Origin of the sequence: Klebsiella pasteurii (genome assembly GCF_018139045.1) — a bacterium.
Classification (GTDB): domain Bacteria; phylum Pseudomonadota; class Gammaproteobacteria; order Enterobacterales; family Enterobacteriaceae; genus Klebsiella; species Klebsiella grimontii.
Genome location: NZ_CP073236.1, coordinates 4687085 through 4706576, shown reverse-complemented (window position 1 = coordinate 4706576; position 19492 = coordinate 4687085). Strand labels below are relative to the sequence as shown.

Annotated in this window: 13 protein-coding genes; 6 read left to right on the top strand and 7 right to left on the bottom strand. The window is 56.2% G+C overall.

Annotation, left to right across the window (positions count from 1 at the left end):
* The first annotated feature begins 180 nt into the window (after positions 1 to 180).
* Positions 181 to 1743 (top strand): 4-hydroxyphenylacetate 3-monooxygenase, oxygenase component, encoded by a 1563-nt coding sequence (gene hpaB / locus KCG39_RS22095; protein WP_049112549.1) that lies wholly within the window; start codon positions 181 to 183, stop codon positions 1741 to 1743.
* Between the two features lie 18 nt (positions 1744 to 1761).
* Positions 1762 to 2274, top strand: coding sequence for a 4-hydroxyphenylacetate 3-monooxygenase reductase subunit (locus KCG39_RS22090; RefSeq protein WP_004128595.1), 513 nt, complete (start codon positions 1762 to 1764; stop codon positions 2272 to 2274).
* A 78-nt stretch (positions 2275 to 2352) separates the two neighbouring features.
* Here KCG39_RS22090 and KCG39_RS22085 read toward each other — a convergent pair whose 3' ends face one another.
* Genes KCG39_RS22085 through KCG39_RS27815 form a run of 3 tightly spaced genes read right to left on the bottom strand, consistent with a single transcriptional unit; the run spans position 2353 to position 3416 of the window.
* The gene (locus KCG39_RS22085; RefSeq protein ID WP_185910491.1) at positions 2353 to 2517 is read right to left on the bottom strand and encodes a hypothetical protein; all 165 of its coding nucleotides are present in this window, start codon (positions 2515 to 2517) and stop codon (positions 2353 to 2355) included.
* A gap of 54 nt (positions 2518 to 2571) precedes the next feature.
* Complete coding sequence (locus KCG39_RS22080) at positions 2572 to 2874, bottom strand: hypothetical protein (protein ID WP_142445031.1); 303 nt, start codon at positions 2872 to 2874, stop codon at positions 2572 to 2574.
* On the bottom strand, positions 2871 to 3416 hold the full coding sequence (locus tag KCG39_RS27815; RefSeq protein ID WP_228299424.1) for a hypothetical protein: 546 nt from the start codon (positions 3414 to 3416) through the stop codon (positions 2871 to 2873). The genes KCG39_RS22080 and KCG39_RS27815 overlap by 4 nt, the downstream gene beginning before the upstream one ends.
* Before the next feature lie 158 nt (positions 3417 to 3574).
* Here KCG39_RS27815 and KCG39_RS22070 point away from each other — a divergent pair.
* Positions 3575 to 4710, top strand: a protein-coding gene (locus KCG39_RS22070) for an IS3 family transposase (protein ID WP_208431119.1) whose coding sequence is annotated in 2 segments (ribosomal slippage) — positions 3575 to 3821 and positions 3821 to 4710 — 1137 coding nt in all. Because the reading frame shifts where the segments join, the coding sequence is not laid out codon by codon here.
* On the opposite strand, the gene KCG39_RS22065 is transcribed toward KCG39_RS22070, so the two are convergent.
* The 4 genes from KCG39_RS22065 to KCG39_RS22050 form a co-directional block, all read right to left on the bottom strand.
* Positions 4656 to 5330, bottom strand: coding sequence for a ParB/RepB/Spo0J family partition protein (locus KCG39_RS22065; protein WP_185910490.1), 675 nt, complete (start codon positions 5328 to 5330; stop codon positions 4656 to 4658). The two genes, KCG39_RS22070 and KCG39_RS22065, sit on opposite strands and share 55 nt — an antisense overlap.
* Positions 5331 to 5435: 105 nt before the next feature.
* On the bottom strand, positions 5436 to 5654 hold the full coding sequence (locus KCG39_RS22060) for a hypothetical protein (RefSeq protein ID WP_004128582.1): 219 nt from the start codon (positions 5652 to 5654) through the stop codon (positions 5436 to 5438).
* Positions 5651 to 13558, bottom strand: a complete 7908-nt coding sequence (locus KCG39_RS22055) for a two-partner secretion domain-containing protein (RefSeq protein WP_142467893.1) — start codon at positions 13556 to 13558, stop codon at positions 5651 to 5653. Before KCG39_RS22055 ends, KCG39_RS22060 begins: the two co-directional genes overlap by 4 nt.
* Before the next feature lie 88 nt (positions 13559 to 13646).
* Positions 13647 to 15329 (bottom strand): ShlB/FhaC/HecB family hemolysin secretion/activation protein, encoded by a 1683-nt coding sequence (locus tag KCG39_RS22050; protein ID WP_142445084.1) that lies wholly within the window; start codon positions 15327 to 15329, stop codon positions 13647 to 13649.
* 502 nt (positions 15330 to 15831) lie between these two features.
* Here KCG39_RS22050 and KCG39_RS22045 point away from each other — a divergent pair.
* The 3 genes from KCG39_RS22045 to yjiA all read left to right on the top strand — a co-directional run bounded on the left by KCG39_RS22045 (position 15832) and on the right by yjiA (position 19263).
* Entirely contained in the window at positions 15832 to 17982 is a 2151-nt protein-coding gene (locus KCG39_RS22045; protein ID WP_004128574.1) for a carbon starvation CstA family protein, read from the top strand.
* Between the two features lie 109 nt (positions 17983 to 18091).
* Positions 18092 to 18295 carry a YbdD/YjiX family protein gene (locus KCG39_RS22040; RefSeq protein ID WP_004108577.1) on the top strand — a complete coding sequence of 68 codons (204 nt, stop codon included), beginning with the start codon at positions 18092 to 18094 and terminating at the stop codon, positions 18293 to 18295.
* 11 nt (positions 18296 to 18306) lie between these two features.
* Positions 18307 to 19263, top strand: coding sequence for a GTPase (gene yjiA / locus KCG39_RS22035; RefSeq protein ID WP_004128572.1), 957 nt, complete (start codon positions 18307 to 18309; stop codon positions 19261 to 19263).
* The last annotated feature ends 229 nt before the right edge of the window (positions 19264 to 19492 follow it).

The following is a 19492-nucleotide window of genomic DNA, read 5'->3' as shown; positions in this document are numbered from 1 at the left end:
GGGAGCCAGGCAGGAAAATAGAAAAACCAACCCCGATCACATAACCCAACCCCGCCTGAAAAGTACCGACCGTTGACCTAAAAGTCTCTTCACGAAAGCCGCGTTAACCGCTTCAATTGAACAACAAAAACAAAACATAAATTTAACATCACATTCCGATTAATACTGAAGAGGTCACCTATGAAACCTGAAAATTTCCGTGCAGACGCTAAACGCCCGTTAACCAGTGAAGAGTACCTGAAGAGCCTGCAGGACGGTCGCGAAATCTATATCTACGGTGAACGCGTTAAAGACGTGACCACCCACCCGGCGTTCCGCAACGCCGCTGCCTCCGTCGCCCAGATGTACGATGCGCTGCATAAACCCGAGCTGCAGGATACCCTGTGCTGGGGCACCGATACCGGCAGCGGCGGCTATACCCACAAGTTCTTCCGCGTCGCGAAAAGCGCCGACGATCTGCGCCAGCAGCGCGACGCCATCGCTGAATGGTCGCGCCTGAGCTACGGCTGGATGGGCCGCACCCCCGACTACAAAGCCGCCTTCGGCTGCGCGCTCGGCGCCAACCCGGCGTTTTACGGCCAGTTTGAACAGAACGCCCGCAACTGGTACACCCGCATCCAGGAAACCGGTCTGTACTTTAACCACGCCATCGTCAACCCGCCGATCGATCGCCATAAGCCGGCGGACGAAGTGAAAGATGTTTATATCAAGCTGGAAAAAGAGACCGACGCAGGAATCATCGTCAGCGGCGCGAAAGTGGTCGCCACCAACTCGGCGCTGACCCACTACAACATGATCGGCTTCGGCTCGGCACAGGTGATGGGCGAGAACCCGGACTTCGCACTGATGTTCGTCGCGCCGATGGATGCCGAAGGCGTTAAGCTTATCTCCCGCGCCTCCTATGAACTGGTCGCCGGAGCAACCGGATCGCCGTACGACTATCCGCTCTCCAGCCGCTTCGACGAAAACGATGCGATCCTGGTGATGGATAATGTACTGATCCCATGGGAAAACGTGCTGATTTATCGCGATTTCGATCGCTGCCGTCGCTGGACGATGGAAGGCGGTTTCGCCCGCATGTATCCGCTCCAGGCCTGCGTACGTCTGGCCGTGAAGCTCGATTTCATCACCGCCCTGCTGAAGCGCTCGCTGGAGTGCACCGGCACCCTGGAGTTCCGCGGCGTACAGGCGGATCTCGGCGAAGTGGTAGCCTGGCGCAATATGTTCTGGGCGTTGAGCGACTCGATGTGCGCCGAAGCGACGCCGTGGGTTAACGGTGCGTATCTTCCGGATCACGCCGCGCTGCAAACCTATCGCGTGATGGCGCCGATGGCCTACGCCAAAATCAAAAACATTATTGAACGCAACGTCACCAGCGGCCTGATCTATCTGCCGTCCAGCGCCCGCGATCTCAACAACCCGCAGATCAACGAATATCTGGCGAAATACGTGCGCGGATCGAACGGCATGGATCACGTCGAGCGTATCAAGATCCTCAAACTGATGTGGGATGCGATCGGCAGCGAGTTTGGTGGTCGCCACGAACTGTACGAAATCAACTACTCAGGTAGCCAGGATGAAATTCGCCTGCAGTGCCTACGTCAGGCGCAGAGCTCCGGCAACATGGACAAAATGATGGCGATGGTGGATCGCTGCCTGTCCGAGTACGACCAGAACGGCTGGACGGTGCCGCATCTGCACAACAATACCGATATCAACATGCTGGATAAGCTGCTGAAATAACGGCAGCGGGAGGTCACAATGCAATTAGATGAACAACGTCTGCGTTTTCGCGATGCCATGGCCAGCCTATCGGCCGCCGTTAACGTCATCACCACCGAAGGCGAGGCGGGCCGCTGCGGAATCACCGCCACCGCGGTCTGTTCGGTGACCGATACGCCGCCGTCGGTGATGGTTTGTATCAACGCCAACAGCGCGATGAACCCGGTATTTCAGGGCAACGGCAAGTTGTGCATCAACGTGCTAAACCACCAGCAAGAGGAGATGGCGCGCCACTTCGCCGGCATGACCGGGATGACGATGGACGACCGTTTCGGCCTCAGCTGCTGGCAAAAAGGCGAGCTCGGCCAGCCGGTGCTAAAAGGCTCACTGGCGAGTCTCGAAGGCGAGATTAGCCAGGTGCAAACCATTGGTACCCACCTGGTGTATCTGGCGGAGATCCGCAATATTACCCTGAGCCCGCAAGGGCACGGCCTGGTTTACTTTAAACGCCGTTTCCACCCGGTGATGATGGAAATGGAAGTCGCGGTGTAATGGCTTCGCCTGCCTCTCCCCGGATAACGGGGAGGGGCAAAACAGATTCGCGTTAGCGTTCCTGCTGTGCAAACTGTGTCAGCGCTGCACCGCCTGCGCCATCGCATTGGCTTCCACATTCACCTTACCCGTCGCGCTGTCCGAGGCGTCAACAGGCCGAAGATGATCCAGTGGATCAAGGCATTTCCGGGGGCACTCAACGATACTGGCGATCTGCCAGTGATCAAGCGAGGCAAGGGACATTTTGGGTAAGGCTGATAGCGCGATCCCGGCGCGGTGGCCGGGATCTTTCTACGGTTAAAGAAAGTTTGGATCTATCCGACCTTCTGCTTTAAGGATTTCAATAAAACGCCTGTAAGTTTCTGGATCTCCCTCAACCAAGTCATCTAATATTTTTTCCGCTATGAGGGGCTTAAAAAAGATACCGTCTTCAAAAAAAATAAAGTCACCAGACATTGTAGGATCAGTGATTTCCACTTTATCTGCATTAAATACAGACAAGCCATAATCTTTGACTAGGCCATAAAAATATGTTTTCCCTTTTATCCAGTAAATAGCGTAGACATCTATTAGTGTTCCATCATTTTCTTTTATTTTCATTTAACAACGTACTTAATAGAATCAATCACCTTAGCTGGGTCACTGACATTTCTCTGCGGTGTGGTAATTTTCATATCATAAGCCTTAACAGTAAATGAATTATATTGATAATGTATTGTTATTGTTGAGCCATCAGATAATTTTTGCTTCGCTTCCATCTTCTGGAACCCCGCAGATGTTGGGAAGCGGGGAGCTTTGTTCATTCCCTTAAGTGGTTCTCCAGCAGAAGCCGGATTTGTCCGAACCTGATTCCACACGATTTTTTCATTCAGATCGCGCGGGAACGGGTTCTGTATTCCCTTAGCTGTCGTTATATATTCAGCATTCTTGATTAACTGCTGCTGTTCTCTTGTCAGACGCGATACTGGGCTGCTTGATGATGACCCGCCACCGACCAGCTCCATAATCATGCCAACCAGTGCACCTTTAGTATTATTGTACTGGTGCAGTTCCGTATTATTTGCTACCGGTTCAAGCTCGGATATTGAGTAAGCCACTAACTGCTGACATTGCGCATTACAGCCCGGTGACGCTTGCAGCACTTTCAGATTCGCAAGTTCCGCTTTCTGGTCGTTAACCGAAATCCCTGTTGCTAGCGCCTTGGACTGACCCCGCCCCGGTAGACGATCCTGCCCTATAGTTGGACTGACCCCGCCCCGGTAGACGATCCTGCCCTATAGTTTGAGCATAGGAGGAGCGTATGGGCACACCACGATTTACACCTGAATTTAAGGAAGAAGCCGTCCGTCAGATAACGGAACGCGGTTATTCCGTCGCCGAAGTTTCTGACCGGCTGGGCGTTTCAGCACACAGTCTCTATAAGTGGTTACGGGCTATTAAACCCGATAACAGCGAGCAGCATGCCCGTGATTTACTGGAAGCGAAAAGCGAGATCCTGAAGCTCAGGGCCCAACTGAAGCGCACTGAGGAAGAACGGGACATACTGAAAAAGGCCGCGCGGTACTTTGCAAGGGAGCCCGACTGAAGTACCGCTTTATCAATGAGCACCGCTCTGTATGGGGTGTCATGACGATGTGTCGGGTGTTGTGCGTTGCCCGGGCCGGGTTTTATGCGTGGCTGCATAACCCGGTCTCCGCGCGGGATAAAGATAACCAGCGTCTGCTGACGCTTATCCGTGACTCCTATTCACTGAGCGGAGGCGTATACGGTTACCGCCGGGTTCATGGCGACCTGAACGAAATCGGGGAAATCTGCGGTAAAAACCGGGTGGGCCGCATTATGCAACTGAACCGGATTAAAGCCGTGCGCGGCTATAAAGCTCCGCGTCGTATCGCTGGCCGACCTTCAGTGGTTGCGCCTAATCGTGTGCAGCGGCAGTTTACCGTTGTCCGGGCCAATCAGGTCTGGGTCACCGATATTACTTATATCCGCACCTGGCAGGGCTGGCTGTATCTGGCGGTGGTTATCGATCTCTTCGCCCGTAATGTGGTCGGTTGGTCGATGAAACCCACTCTCTCACGCGAACTGGCGCTCGACGCGCTGATGATGGCCGTGTGGCGTCGAAAACCGGACGGCGAGGTTATCGTACATAGCGATCAGGGCAGCCAGTACGGTAGTGACGACTGGCAGCGCTTCTGCCGGGCCAATAACCTGGCGCCGAGCATGAGCAGGCGTGGCAACTGCTGGGATAATGCGGTGGCCGAATCGTTCTTCAGTTCGCTGAAAAAAGAACGGATCAGAAAACGCATATATAAAACCAGGGATCTGGCCCGGGCGGATATCTTCGATTACATTGAAGTGTTCTACAACCGGACCCGGCGTCACAGCCACCTCGGCGGCGTCAGTCCGGAGGCCTTTGAACAGGCCTCGTCGTGAGGACAGGAAATGTCTACTGTTGTGGGGTCAGTCCACTTTTGTAACAGGGTGAACTCTGACGGGATATCTTTAATACCTGCCTTTCTTGCGACCTCGGCTCTATGATGACCATCGATAATGATCATTTTGCCGTTTACAATAGCGACATCAACGGGCTTATCAACTTTATAGCCATTTGCTTTCATATCCTTTGCAATGCGTTTTACCTGAGAACCTGACATTTCATTACTATTCTGTCGGCTTATTAATGAGCCAGGATTAACATTCTTAGTAACTACTTGTGTTGTTGATGCTTTAGCTCCTTTCGTTCCACTCATAGCTAATGGGAGAGTTGCCGCCATCGCCGTTGCGAATTCCTCCCTGATTCCCATCGCCTCAAAGCGTTTTTTCCAGCCCTCGCTCGCCTTGATGCCACCGGCTTCCTGACTCAGCGTATAAACTGGTGCCATCGCATACCTGAAATCATTCGGCAGCGTACCATCAGCAGCCATGCGCCTGATTGTGGCATCAAACACTTCCCACTGCTCAACCAAATAACCATACTTCTGTTGACATTGCTGAGGGTTGATTGAACACAGAGTTGCTATTTCTTGCTGCTGCTCTATGTTGAGGTTGATCATATCCCTGACAACGTTCTCGCAGCTGGCTGCCCTCGCAGTTTCTGGCTCTTTGCGCAAAACCATCAAGCTGATTCACACTCAGCGCATTATTCTCCACAACAACTATTAAAATCCTTTAACTTCAAAATGGCGAAGCAGAGCAAGTCCTATTCCCATTATCCCCCCTCCACCGGCCCCTACTTTCAGATAGTGCCATGCTGATGCCAGTTCAAAGTTAAAATTGCCAAGCATTACGTATTCAACGATAAGTAAAAAAATATATGCAATTTCAGCTAAAAGTATCCCTGCCAAAATTGAAAATAAAGCGAAAAGGATATTGATCATTTTTCATCTCCATTACTACCTGGAGATGAAATTTTCTCGATTCCTTTACCTGTTATTTCAGAGAAAATAGAACCGCCTAAGTCACCAAAAGAACTGGGTACCTTACTTGGTTTCATTTCTTTTGAAAGGCCATAATCTCCTTTCACTTCAGTAAACTGTCTCAGATCAGCATTAAACTTCGGATCCCAACCACCTTTCCACCAGTTTGCTCCAGCATTAACGCCCCATGAGAGCCCTTTACCAATACCATAGCCAATGCCCGAACCGACACCATTGATAAGTGCACCAGACAGTGGATCTTTATTGTCAATCCAGTTCCCCAGCGCGCCACCTGCCGCATTCCATCCAACAGTACCCACCAGACCATTTCCCATGCTGATAACGTTTACCCATCCAGCAATAGCCGCATTTGCCGGATCTATCGTACCATCCGCCAGATAACTGATGCCTGCATTCGCACCGGCTCCAAGACCCCACATAGCCTGAGCTCCGCCCGGTAACAGGGCAACACTACCTGTAGCCAGCGCCAACCCTATGGCATCTCGTTCATTCATTGCTTTCTGACATGCAGCCCCACTCGGATTGTCTGAACAGCTCGCCATATCGACGCCGTGCTGGCGTATCCATGCAGCCTGAGCATCTTCACTACCGCCGAGTAAATTATTCTCAACCGCGTTCTTCCCGGCCTGCGCCCCCGCCACCGCATCCCCGCTGCTGCCTCCGCTCAGCCCCCCCATCAGTCCCGCCGCCAGCGTACTCAGCGCGCTTATCGTCGACTTCTGCTCATCCGACAGCTCTTCTGTCTTAACATCCGGATAATATTCCGCCGCTATCCAGCGGCCCAGCAGCTCGCCGCTCACCGCGCCTGCCGCTCCCGCCAGCGCGCTGTTATTTCCCGATGCCGCCGCTATCGCTCCCCACACCGCGTGCGCCATCGCATTGGCTTCCACATTCACCTTACCCGTCGCGCTGTCCGTCGTCTGGCTGTGAATGATTTCCGCCACATACGGACTCACTGCACCGCTCGCCGCCTGCGCCAGGTTGCCCCCCGCCAGACCCTGCATCGCCGCCGTTACCGCCTGCGCCACCTTCTGGTACTTTCCGCCCGTATCGTAGTCCGCCGTCGCCGTCCGGCTCACCTGCGCGCTGATTTGCTCCTCGCTCGGGCTGGCATTCCCTCCCGCTACCAGCTTCTCCCGCGCCGCTGCCCGCGCAGCCGGGTCGCCCTGCGCCGCCTGCGCGTTCAGCTTGCCCTGCGTCACCAGCACATCACTCACCTGGCGCCCGATTTCACCTATCTTCTGCGCTACCGCCAGCCGGTTCTGCTCTTTCTCCTTATCAAATATCGGACTCAGCGTCTGGTTCGCATGCGCCGCATCCCGGCTTAACTCCGTCACGTCCTGCTGCTGACTCGTGCCGTCGCGAATTACAATACTGCCCTCGCTCACCGCCGCCCGCGTCAGCGAACTGTCGCTGCCGCTGCCGTTCGCCCCCATCAGCAGACCACTGGCCGCATTCCCCAGGAACTGCCCCGCCACGCTACCGCTCGTGCTCGCCCCCGCGCTCTGCTGCTCCACGCTATACTCGGCAGAGTTTTTAATATCCCGGAAACCCAGCGTCCCGGTATCCAGCCGGTTCAGCTCCGCCGCCGCCGTGCTCGCCAGCACGCTGCCATTCAGCTGCGTATGCCCGCCCACCTTCACATCAAAACCGCCCTCGCCGGCAAAAATCCCCGTCTGCGCCTCCACCGACGCCCAGGTGCTGTGCATTTTGCTCTGGCTCAGGTTGAGAGAACCCGAACCGCCGCCCATGCTGCCGCTCGCCCCCACGCTGCCGCTACGCTGCTTCGAATCGTAGTTATCGCTGTCCTGCTCGCTGCTCAGCGTCAGGTTACGCCCGACGTCCATTGTCACCTGATGGCCGCTCACCTGCGCCCCGGTCAGCGTCGTATCGCGACCGCTGACGATAGTCATCCGCTCACCGGCGCTGAGGGTCGTTTCGTTATGGGTCAGGCTGTTGCCCCTCTCGTGGCCCTTCGCGGTGTTGGCGCTGGCGCTGACCGTCAGCCCATTCGCGCCCTGACCGAAGTTAATACCGACGCCAAACGAACTCCCATGGCTCTCATTTTTACCGCTCAGGGTGCTGGCGTTCTCCGCAGAGAATAAATTCACATCGCGCGCGGCATTGAGTAACGCGCTGCCGCCGGCCTGCAGATGGCTGCCCTCAACGTTGATATCCGTCTCAGTGGCGATAATGCTGAGATTGGTGCCGGCCATCAGGCTACTGCCGCGGCTGGTGTTCTGCGTTTGTCGCTGAGTGGATTTCGATGACTGGCTACCCCAGGAAAGGTTGACCCCTATCATGCTCTCCGGACTGGAATCCGCAGTCTGCATCTGCGATGCCTGATACGCCTGTACGCCCGATAATGCCGACTGCAGCCCGCTCAGCGCGGCGAGACGACCATTGCTCTCGGTGCTGGCCTGGTTGGCGCTGGAAACCGCGGTATTAATGGCGCTGCCCACCATCCCGGATAACGCCAGCGTCAGGCCGCTGGTTTTCTGCTCCACGGTATGGGTCTGGGTGCTCTGGTGTTCCGCTGCCAGAATATTCACGGTTTTACCGGTCAACGCCATATTGTTGCCGGCCACCAGGTCAGATCCCTGAACCGTCAACACATTACCGGCGCTCAGGCTAAGGTTGCCCTGTGAGCTTCCGACGGTACTGGCGGCGCTACTCAGCGTTGTCGTCACGTCGGTGGCTTTCAGCGACGAACTGCCGACGCTGAAGCCAACACCGCCGGTGCCGGAAAAGCCGCTATGTTTCTCTTTACGTAGATGGTTTTCCTGGCGACTCTCCTCGGCGGTGGCGATGGTCAGGTTACGCCCCGCCACAAGGTTGACCTCCTGGGTACCGGCAACACCGCTGCCGGATACCAGCAGGTCGCGCCCGGCCTGCATCACAATACTGTCACCGCTAAAATTGCTGCCGATGGCGTTCTGCGCCCACACTTCATCGTGAGTGGTGAGCGAGCGGCGAGCCAGCAGGCCGCTGCTGCTTTGATGGCTGTTTTCCATCAGATGCCATGAGGACTCGCCGCTGCTGAGGTTTATGTCATTGCCGGCGGCAACCGTCAGGCTGCTGGTTGCCGTCACGCTGGCGGCGCGGGCATTCATATCGTGGCCGGCGGACAGCGCCACCGCGCCGCCGTTAATTTGCGTGCCGATATCGCTACGCTGGGTCAAAGAACGATCGTTGCCTTTCCCCCAATTTCCGCTTTCGCTGTGGGTGGTAGCGAGCGTCTGCAGGTTGAGATCGTTGCCGGCGATAATCTGCGTCTGGCTGCCCGCCGCGCTGTTACTCACCATGCTTGCCGTCAGATTAATGTTATGTAACGCCTGCAGCCCCAGCTGGCCGTTTTCATTCTGGACATAAATCCCCGCAGGCCGATCGAGGCTGACATTACCTGGGCCGCCGCCGAGGGTGCTGGCGCTGTTGATATCACGCCCGGCTTGCGCGTTCAGGCTATCGCCGCCCTGCAGCGTTCCGCCAATATTGTTGATATCAGTACGCGCGTTTAGCGTAAGCTGGTTGCCGCCGATATAGCCGCTGTTATGAATGTTTTCCGCGGTTAGCTGCGTCACGCCGCGGCTGTGGATGTGCCCGCTGTTGGTCACATCACGGCTCACACTGAACGCCACGTTTTCACCGCCGAGCAACGCGCCGCTGCCATCAAGATCGCCCGCTTTAAGCCGCGCATAAACCTGCGGCACCAGCACCTGCTGCACAGAACCATCCGTTAGCGTGACCTCTCTGGCAACCAGCCAGACCATATCGCTGGTCAGCAGCGCCATCTGCGCTGGCGTCAGCGCTACCCCGACCGTCAGGTTGTACTGTTTGGCGAAGGCGACGCCCGCGTCCATCAGCGCCCGGTACTGCTCTTCATCGTTACTGTAGCCCTGCAGGTAGCGCCCGCCGCTCAGTTTAACGATCTGCTCACGCACCAGCCGCTGTTCGTAATAGCCGTCGCCAAGCCGCTTCATCGCCTGATCAACGCCCAGCTGATTTTGCATGTAGTCGCTGGCGAGCCACGCTTTACCGTTGGTAAAACGCGGATCGGTTTCCACCAGATAGCCCGCAGTAGCCTGCGGATCGATCTGATACAGGCTGCTGACAGGAAGACGGGTATCCGGCGTGACGACGCGAATAACCGTTCCGTCAGCGTTAACCGGCGTCACTTCCACCAATCGTCCGGCGGGTAGTTCACCTGTTTCATCGGCGCGATCGCGCGGGGTAATCACACCGCTATGGCCATCAATTGGGGTATTGCCCTGCCACTTCATGGTTTGCAGATCGATAGTCTGAACCGTTGGCGTCGGTTCATATTCGCTGCTTTTTTTCCCCTGGCTGGTTTTGGTGCCGCCAAACGGGCGGCTGGTCTTTTTTTCATACCAACGAGTCTGGGTGCCGACGTCGGTGGTCACCCGTTTACCGGTCGTGGCGACATTGTTTAGTTCGCCAATCACGCCACCAAGCGCTCCTCCGGCGATAATCTGGCTGTCGTAGTTATTCAGCTTATCGCTGTTGATGATGAGCCGGCCGCCGGAGAGGATTTTGCTGGGATCGCTTTCCACCACCTGCGTTTCCACAACGGTACGCTGGTACTGATATTCATAGAACTCATCGCCGCGGCTACCGTCCGGCATGATGGCGTCGTGAACGCCGTATTTGTTTTTATAGCTGGTATCGACCAGCGACCAGTCGAAGCGCTGTACCGATCCTTTCAGCGCCGCTTCATGGCGCCATGACTGCTCGACCATCACATCTTTCGTCACCAGATGGTCGTTGTAGTTATTGATTTGTTGGATATCGAGCGCCATATCACCGGCGGACTCAAGCGTTGCGCTGTGGTTATTAAAGACTCCCGCCCGGCCGCTGAGCGAACCGTCTTCGGCAAGTAGGCCGCCAATGGCGAGCGTACCGTCGCTGAAGATCAGCGCGTGATCCTGGTTATTGAGCGTGCCGACGCCCATTGCCAGCGATGCTCGTGCAGCAATCGTCGCCGCCACGCCGTTCTCCGCGGCGTTAGTCAGCGTTGCCGCCTGCAGCGCGACGGCGTCGCCGTACAGGCGCCCGCTACCGATATTGGTTAACGTCGTGGCGACAATATGGGTTAAACCACCGTCAATCAGCCCCCGATTGACTAACTCGCCATTAACCGTCGAATGGTTCTCGCCAGCGCTGATTTCACCTTCCTGACGGTTATCCAGCTTCGCCACATAGAGATTGAGCGCCTGGCCAACGCTGATAACCCCCTGATTAATCAGCGCCAATCCGGAGAGATTCCACTGCAGGTTGCCGTTGGCGATGATCATCCCGGCGTGATGAAACGCCTGACGCAACGTTAGTGACATATCGCCTTGAGAGAGCACCTCGCCATCGCCGCTGAGGGAATCGGCATCGAGAATAAGTTTGCTCGCGGCAAGTAGCGTCCCGCCCGTATTAGCCAGCGCCAGGTTGACGCCTGCTATATCCAGAGCGGCGGCGGAGACGATCTGCCCCTGCCGGTTATCCAGCCCCCGATTGTGGATGGTGATGTTCAGGTTACCGCCGGACTGCAGTTCTCCCTGACGGTTATCAACGGTAGCGCTGTGAATACGCAAGACATCAACGGCGGTAATTGTGCCCTGCTGATTATCCAGTAAACCGCTCGTCTTCAGGTTGACGCTGCCCCGCTGCGCCGAGCCAACCTGCCCGTGACGATTGTTAAGATTTTCAGCCTGTAGCCGGATGTCGCCGCTGGCGATGATATTCCCCTGCGAGTTATCCACCCCATGGCGCGCAGTGAGCTGAACGTCGCCCTGCGCCGCGCTGATTTTTCCGCCATGGTTGGTCAGATTGTCGGCGTCAAGCTTGATATTGCCATTTGCGGCAAGAACGCCTTCGCGGTTATCCAGCCCCCCTTCAGCACTCATGGCCAGGTCTCCCTGCGCCGCAATCAATTGCCCCTGCTGGTTCCGAAGGCTTGCTACTTGTAGAGAAAGGCTACCGCCAGCAACGATATTCCCTTGTGAATTTTCCAGCTCATGACGCGTAGTGAGCTGGGCATTGCCTTGCGTCGTACTGATTTTACCGCTGCGATTATTAATGTTATCGGAGTACAAAACGATATTGCCGTTAGCGGCAATAGTGCCTTGGCCGTTGTCCAGCACGCCATCGCTGGTAATAGACATGCCGCCGCTGCCGGTATGCAACAGCGTTCCGTTTTGATTGAGCAACTGGCTGGTGCTGAGCGTCAATGCATGGCTGTTGCTGGCAATCTCTCCGCCGTGGTTATCCAATCCCGCGCGAAAATCAAGGCGTAGATCGTCCCCGCCCGTGTGCTGGATTACGCCCTGCTGGTTATCCAGCGCCATTGCTTTCAGCTCAAGCTGGCTGGCCGTCAACAGGCCACTGTGGTTTTTGAGTTTACCGCTGGCGGCCAACTGGAGTTTTTCGCTGGCCGCCACCACCGCATCTCGGGTTGTGATATCGCCGGACGCGGCGCTGACCACGATCCGCGCCCCCGAGGTTCGACTATTATCAAGATCCACCGCCCTGCCCTGCGCCGTCAGCGTCCCTGCCGCCATATTGCGGCCATTCAGCGCCAGCGAAGTCTGGCTATTCAGCGTCAGCGCGCCGCTGCTGGCGGAAGAACCATCGCTATTTAATCCGGCGGCGAGCGTGCTGTTTTGCACGCTACGCAAAGCGTTGGCGGCAATCCGCGTATCACCTTGCGCGGCGATAATGCCGTCATTGGTTAGCGTCGCGCTGGCCGTCACCAGGCTATCTTTTCCGGCGTACAGCTGGCCCTGGTTGTGAAGATCGCCCTTAACGGACAGTTGCAGATTCTGCGCGGACTGAATCATGCCGCTGTTACTGAGCGCGCCATCAGCGCTGATTGCTACGTCCCCCGTCGCCGCGCCGATATTGCCGGCATTGTGAACGCCTACGCCGCGCTCGGTACCGACAAGACGAATTTTATGGGCGTACATCCCGCCCAGCGCGCTGACGTCTATCGCCACCGCTGGCGCCGCACTGCCGTCGGTTGATTTTGCCGTCGTCCGACTGTGCGCCGCATCGATCTGATTACGCCCTGCTGTGACCTTTAGCTCCTGCGCCCAAACCCCGGCGTTGATTTTCACCGCGCGGGCGAGCAGGTCGGTGCTGTCTACCGAGCTCGCATCAAGCCCGCCGCCCTGTACGATAATTTCGCCGCGATTGACATCGTAACCGCTAATCTGCCCGTTGCTGTACTGCACCTGACCTGTCGTCAGCGTCGCGCGGCTGGCATTGATAAACCCGCAGCCGTCGCAGCTAATTCCGCCAGGGTTAGCGATCACCACCTGCGCTTTCTGCCCGGCAACCTCGATATAGCCATTCAGCCGGCTCGGATCACGGGTATTCACCTCGTTGAGGATCACTCTGGCTTCCCCCTTCGCCAGATTCGGGTTACCGGCGACCATCCCGGCCAGTTGGGTTGAAGTGCTGGCGTGGCTGTTATTCAGCACCACGCCGCGCCCATCGACGTCAAACTGGCTGTAGACGTTGCGCGAAACGCCTGCGCCGCTCGGTGTCTGAATATTGACCTGCGGCGTGCCATTGGCGCTATTGACGATCTGCGGTTGCTGGCCGCCAGGCGCAGGGTTATCGGCGACAATCGCTGCCTGAGCCGGGGTGAGACAGGAAAACGCGAGCAGAAAGCCAAAGGCCAGCGGTGCCAGGGTGGACGTCAGCGTCGACCCGGTTCGCGCGTCGGCGCCGGATTGCGGCGACACGCCCGCCCGATGAGAGCGGGTCGTTTCCGCCACTACCATCAGCATCCCGCGAGCCTTATTAAACACGATTCGATAAAAGCGTTTATTCATTGCCGTTACTCGTCATCCGTTGTCCACCGCGGCGCGGAAAATCATCCCTGTGCGCAGCACGCGCCGCCGGACGGCGCGTGAGTAAAAGTCAGTAGCTCCAGCTGACGCTGAAACCAAAAGTTGCCGGTTCGGTTTTAAAACCATCGGGTTTGTCTAAAGTGATACCGGCGAACAGGTCGTAGCTGGCGCGTAGGTACTGGCCGCGCAGCCCTGCCACGCCTCCGGCGAGGTGTTTGCCCACCAGCGTTTCACTGCCTGCGCCGCCGACTTCGCCGTAATCTGCTCCCAGATAAAACTCCTGCCCCGGTAACGGGGTCGACCAGGCGATATCGTTACGTACGTACCAGCCGTGGCTGGCGGTCAGGGTGCGCTCGCCGTCAAAGCCGCGAACCGTCCAGCGATTGCCGATGGAAAACATATCCGGCGAAGTCAGCGCCGTGCTACTCATCTGCCGCTGATAGCGACTGGTAAAGCGAAAACGTTGCCCGCCCAAGGCAAAAGGCAAATTGAGCTGAGCATTAAATTGCAGGATCTTGCTGAGGGCGGTTGCTTCCCCCCACTGCTCTTCCGGCGCGGGTTGAGCGCCGAACCAGCGGGTACCGCGCTGGTAGCTCACTCCGCCATCGAGAGTGGCGTTGCCAAGGTAATGGCGATGCTGCAGACCAAGCTTCCAGGCCGCCGTTTGCCGCCGCTGGACGGCAATCTCAGTGTCGTTAATAAAGTTCTGCTGCTCGCGGGCTAACACATCGGCGCTAAGAGTGGTCTTCTGACTACCGCTACGGTGCAGTACGCGGCTAAGCTGGAAATCAACGTTCTTGCTTTTACCGCTGTACTGGTAATCGCCGTTAGCCCCCGCCACGGTTTGCACGTAATCGTACTGGCTGGCGGTTAACAGGAACTGCCAGTAGCCCAGCGGGACCGAATAGTGGCCGGTCAGGTTCTTCGAGGATTTACCGCCGTTGCCATCGAGGTTATGTGAACCGGAAAGGTAAAAAAGATCGCTTAAGGCTAGCGGGTTATCCAGTGACAGCGTCAGGTTCCCCTGATAACGGCCGGTGGCATTAGAGCCGGAATCATCGAGCGAGGCGTCGACGCGCCAGAAGCGCTCCTGTTGGCGGTTAATGACAATATCGCTTTGCCCCGGCATCTCGCCCGGAACAATTTCCATGCTGGCCTGTACCGTCGGCAGGCGCTGCAGATTTTCCAGCCCCTGTTCAATATCGCGCAAATCCAACAGTTTCCCATCAGTCGCCGGAAATGCGCTCGCCAGCCACAGATAATCATCGCTCTGCGCCGTAAGCCTGGCTTCACGGATATATCCCGGCATCACTACCAGGCGTAAAACACCGCTTTTTAAGTCCTGCTGCGGAGCAAGGATCCGGCTGGTGATATAACCGCGGTCGATTAATATATTTTGCAATTGGGCCATCAGTAGATTTATTCCCTTTCCTCCCAGACAACGCCCAATCACTTTATTTTTCTGGCGCTGGAGCGGAAGCCAATGCGGTAAGGCTTCGGCGCCCTGCAAAATAACCTGAGAAATAGCAAAGCAAGGTTGTTCTACGGGAAATAGCCCATCATCGACATTTATTCCTTCCGCGGATAAATGAATATCCGGTGACGGCGGCGCGATCTGACTTTCCAGGGCATGCTGGCGCTGCTGCTGGTTGATGAACTGCTGCTCACGTACGGTATCCGCAGGCGCGGCGTACCCCCACACTGGCAGCGCAGAGATAATAAAAACCTTATGAATTAAACTCCATTTATTCATTATTTTTTAAGCCAGGGCTATCCATGTCGATGACAAGCATTCAATAATGGCAATTAAATACATGCGAACGCACACAAATATCAACTCATATTAATAAGGCAATCACCGCAATAATAATTCAACGGCGAATTCATCAATTGCGGGATATTTTTATTGGATCGGTGAATATATTTCAGTAATAAAGGTGAAATGTGAATTCATTACGAAATGAGAATAATGAGTTTGAATTGATATAATCTGCCGCTGGTATGACTCGTGCCACACCACAAACCCCTGTGATCTCAATCACATATTTTCCTCCTGCTCACTTCATAGCCAACCGCTTACCCCGGCTAGCGACCGCTTAACCCCGCATATAACCACTCACCGATTTACCCAACTTTACGCACACGGCGTTCTGGCAAGATCGGAGCCAGCATAGCTAATCAATACCTCCACCAACCCAAACACAAAACCAGACGGCTTCGGCCAATTATTAATCTAATTAACGCCAGGTTTTACTATGGATACCAAAAAACTACTCAAGCACATACCTTGGGTGATTCTCGGAATCATCGGGGCATTTTGCCTCTCAGTCGTCGCTCTGCGCCGCGGTGAGCACGTCAGTGCGCTGTGGATCGTGGTGGCGTCGGTTTCCGTCTACCTCGTCGCCTACCGTTATTACAGCCTGTACATCGCGCAAAAGGTGATGAAGCTCGACCCTACGCGCTCTACGCCAGCGGTCATAAACAACGATGGCCTGAACTACGTCCCGACCAACCGCTACGTGCTGTTCGGCCACCACTTTGCCGCTATCGCTGGCGCCGGTCCGCTGGTAGGGCCGGTGCTCGCCGCGCAGATGGGCTACCTGCCGGGTACCCTGTGGCTGCTGGCGGGCGTCGTGCTGGCCGGGGCGGTGCAGGACTTTATGGTGCTGTTTATCTCCTCGCGGCGTAACGGCGCCTCGCTGGGAGAAATGATCAAGCAGGAGATGGGTCCGGTGCCGGGTTCCATCGCGCTGTTCGGCTGCTTCCTGATAATGATCATCATCCTCGCAGTGCTGGCGTTAATCGTGGTGAAAGCGCTGGCGGAAAGCCCGTGGGGCGTATTCACCGTCTGCTCGACCGTGCCGATTGCCCTGTTTATGGGTATCTATATGCGCTTCCTGCGCCCTGGCCGCGTGGGTGAAGTTTCAGTTATCGGTATCGTGCTGCTGGTGGCATCCATCTGGTTCGGCGGCATCATTGCCCACGACCCGTACTGGGGCCCAGCGCTGACCTTTAAAGACACCACCATTACCTTTACCCTGATTGGCTACGCGTTCATCTCCGCGCTGCTGCCGGTATGGCTGATTCTGGCGCCGCGCGATTATCTGGCCACCTTCCTGAAAATCGGCGTGATCGTCGGCCTGGCGCTGGGGATCGTTATCCTCAACCCGGACCTGAAAATGCCGGCAGTGACCCAGTACATTGATGGTACCGGCCCGCTGTGGAAAGGCGCCCTGTTCCCGTTCCTGTTTATCACCATCGCCTGCGGCGCGGTCTCTGGCTTCCACGCCCTGATCGCCTCTGGTACGACGCCGAAGCTACTGGCCAACGAAACCGATGCCCGTTTTATCGGCTACGGCGCGATGCTGATGGAATCTTTCGTCGCTATCATGGCGCTGGTTGCGGCATCGATTATCGAACCGGGCCTCTACTTTGCCATGAACACCCCACCGGCTGGCCTCGGCATCACCATGCCGAATCTGCATGAAATGGGCGGTGAAAACGCCGCACTGATTGCCGCGCAGCTGAGGGATGTCACCGCGCACGCGGCGGCGACCGTTAGCTCCTGGGGCTTTGTGATCTCTCCTGAGCAAATCCTGCAAACCGCGAAAGATATCGGCGAACCGTCGGTACTGAACCGCGCGGGCGGCGCGCCGACGCTGGCCGTGGGTATCGCTCACGTATTCCACAAAATCATCCCGATGGCGGATATGGGCTTCTGGTACCACTTCGGTATTCTGTTTGAAGCGCTGTTTATCCTCACCGCGCTGGATGCCGGTACCCGTGCAGGCCGCTTTATGCTGCAGGATCTGCTGGGCAACTTCGTGCCGTTCCTAAAGAAAACCGACTCGCTGGTGGCCGGTGTTATCGGTACCGCGGGCTGCGTCGGCCTGTGGGGCTACCTGCTGTATCAGGGTGTGGTCGACCCGCTGGGCGGCGTGAAGAGCCTGTGGCCGCTGTTCGGCATCTCTAACCAGATGCTGGCCGCCGTGGCGCTGGTGCTCGGCACCGTGGTGCTGGTCAAAATGCAGCGCACCAAATATATCTGGGTCACCGTGATCCCGGCCGCTTGGCTGCTACTGTGCACCACCTGGGCGCTAGGTCTGAAACTGTTCAGCACCAACCCGCAGATGGAAGGCTTCTTCTTCATGGCGCAGCAGTACAAAGAGAAGATCGCTTCCGGCGGCGAACTGACCGCGCAGCAGATTGCCAACATGAACCATATCGTGGTGAACAACTACACCAACGCGGGTCTGAGCATTCTGTTCCTGGTGGTGGTTTACAGCATCATTTTCTACGGCATCAAAACCTGGCTCAACGTGCGCAACAATAAAGTGCGTACCGATAAGGAGACCCCGTACGTGCCGGTACCGGAAGGCGGCGTGAAGACCTCTTCCCATCACTAAACCTTAATGCCGGATAGCGCTACGCTTATCCGGTCTACACAAACGAATGTTTGTAGGCCGGATAAGGCGCTAGCCGCCATCCGGCTTTATTCGTTCTCTGGGACTCACAATGTTTGGTAACTTAGGTCAGGCAAAAAAATACCTCGGTCAGGCAGCGAAAATGCTGATCGGCATTCCGGATTACGATAATTACGTCGAGCATATGCAGACTAACCATCCGGACCAGCCGTACATGACCTACGACGAATTCTTTCGCGAACGCCAGCAGGCCCGCTACGGCGGCGACGGAAAAGGCGGCGTACGCTGCTGCTAATGGAGGCAAACATGGCACCGATTGCAGTTACCCTGTTAACCGGTTTTCTTGGCGCCGGTAAAACCACCCTGCTGCGCCATATCCTGAACGAACGGCACGGCTTTAAAATTGCCGTTATTGAAAACGAATTTGGCGAAGTCGCCATCGATAACCAGCTTATCGGCGATCGCGCCACGCAGATTAAAACTCTGACCAACGGCTGTATCTGCTGTACCCGCTCCAACGAGCTGGAAGACGCCCTGCTCGATCTGCTCGACAGCCTCGATCGCGGAGACATCGCGTTTGACCGGCTGGTGATCGAATGCACCGGCATGGCCGACCCCGGCCCGATCATCCAGACCTTTTTCTCTCACGATGTGCTGTGTGAACGCTACCTGCTGGATGGGGTGATTGCGCTGGTTGACGCGGTTCATGCCGACCAGCAGATGAATCAGTTCACCATCGCCCAGTCGCAGGTGGGCTATGCCGATCGCATCCTGCTCAGCAAAACTGACGTGGCGGGCGACAGCGACAAGCTCCGCGAACGGCTGATACGAATTAACGCCCGCGCGCCGATTTACAACGTCACCCACGGCGATATCGACCTGAACCTGCTGTTTAACACCAGCGGCTTTATGCTGGAAGAGAACGTGGTCAGCAGCAAACCGCGCTTCCACTTTATGGCCGATAAGCAGAACGACGTGTCGTCTATCGTAGTGGAGCTGGATTATCCGGTGGATATCAGTGAGGTGTCGCGGGTGATGGAAAACCTGCTGCTCACCTTTGCAGAACAGCTGATGCGCTATAAAGGGATGCTGTGGATCGATGGCGAGCCCAACCGCCTGCTGTTCCAGGGCGTTCAACGGCTATACAGCGCCGACTGGGATCGGCCGTGGGGCGATGAGCGGCCGCACAGCACTCTGGTATTTATTGGAATACAGCTTCCGGAAGATGAGATTCGCACCGCATTTGCGAGCCTTCGCAAGTAGCCACGCAGCTTATCCCCCTCTTCGGGAGGGGGAGTGCGCGAATGAAATGTAAAACTCTGTTCTTATATGTAACAACAGAAATGTTTTTGGAAATAATTAGAAAGGCAATTATTGCGTCAACAACCGATTTTTCTCGCCCGTTCAGCGAATATTTAGCCAAAAGATTCAACTCACGCTCAACGGCTAAAGATTAGCAATTGACTCCGCAGTAAAAACAACTAACAAACAA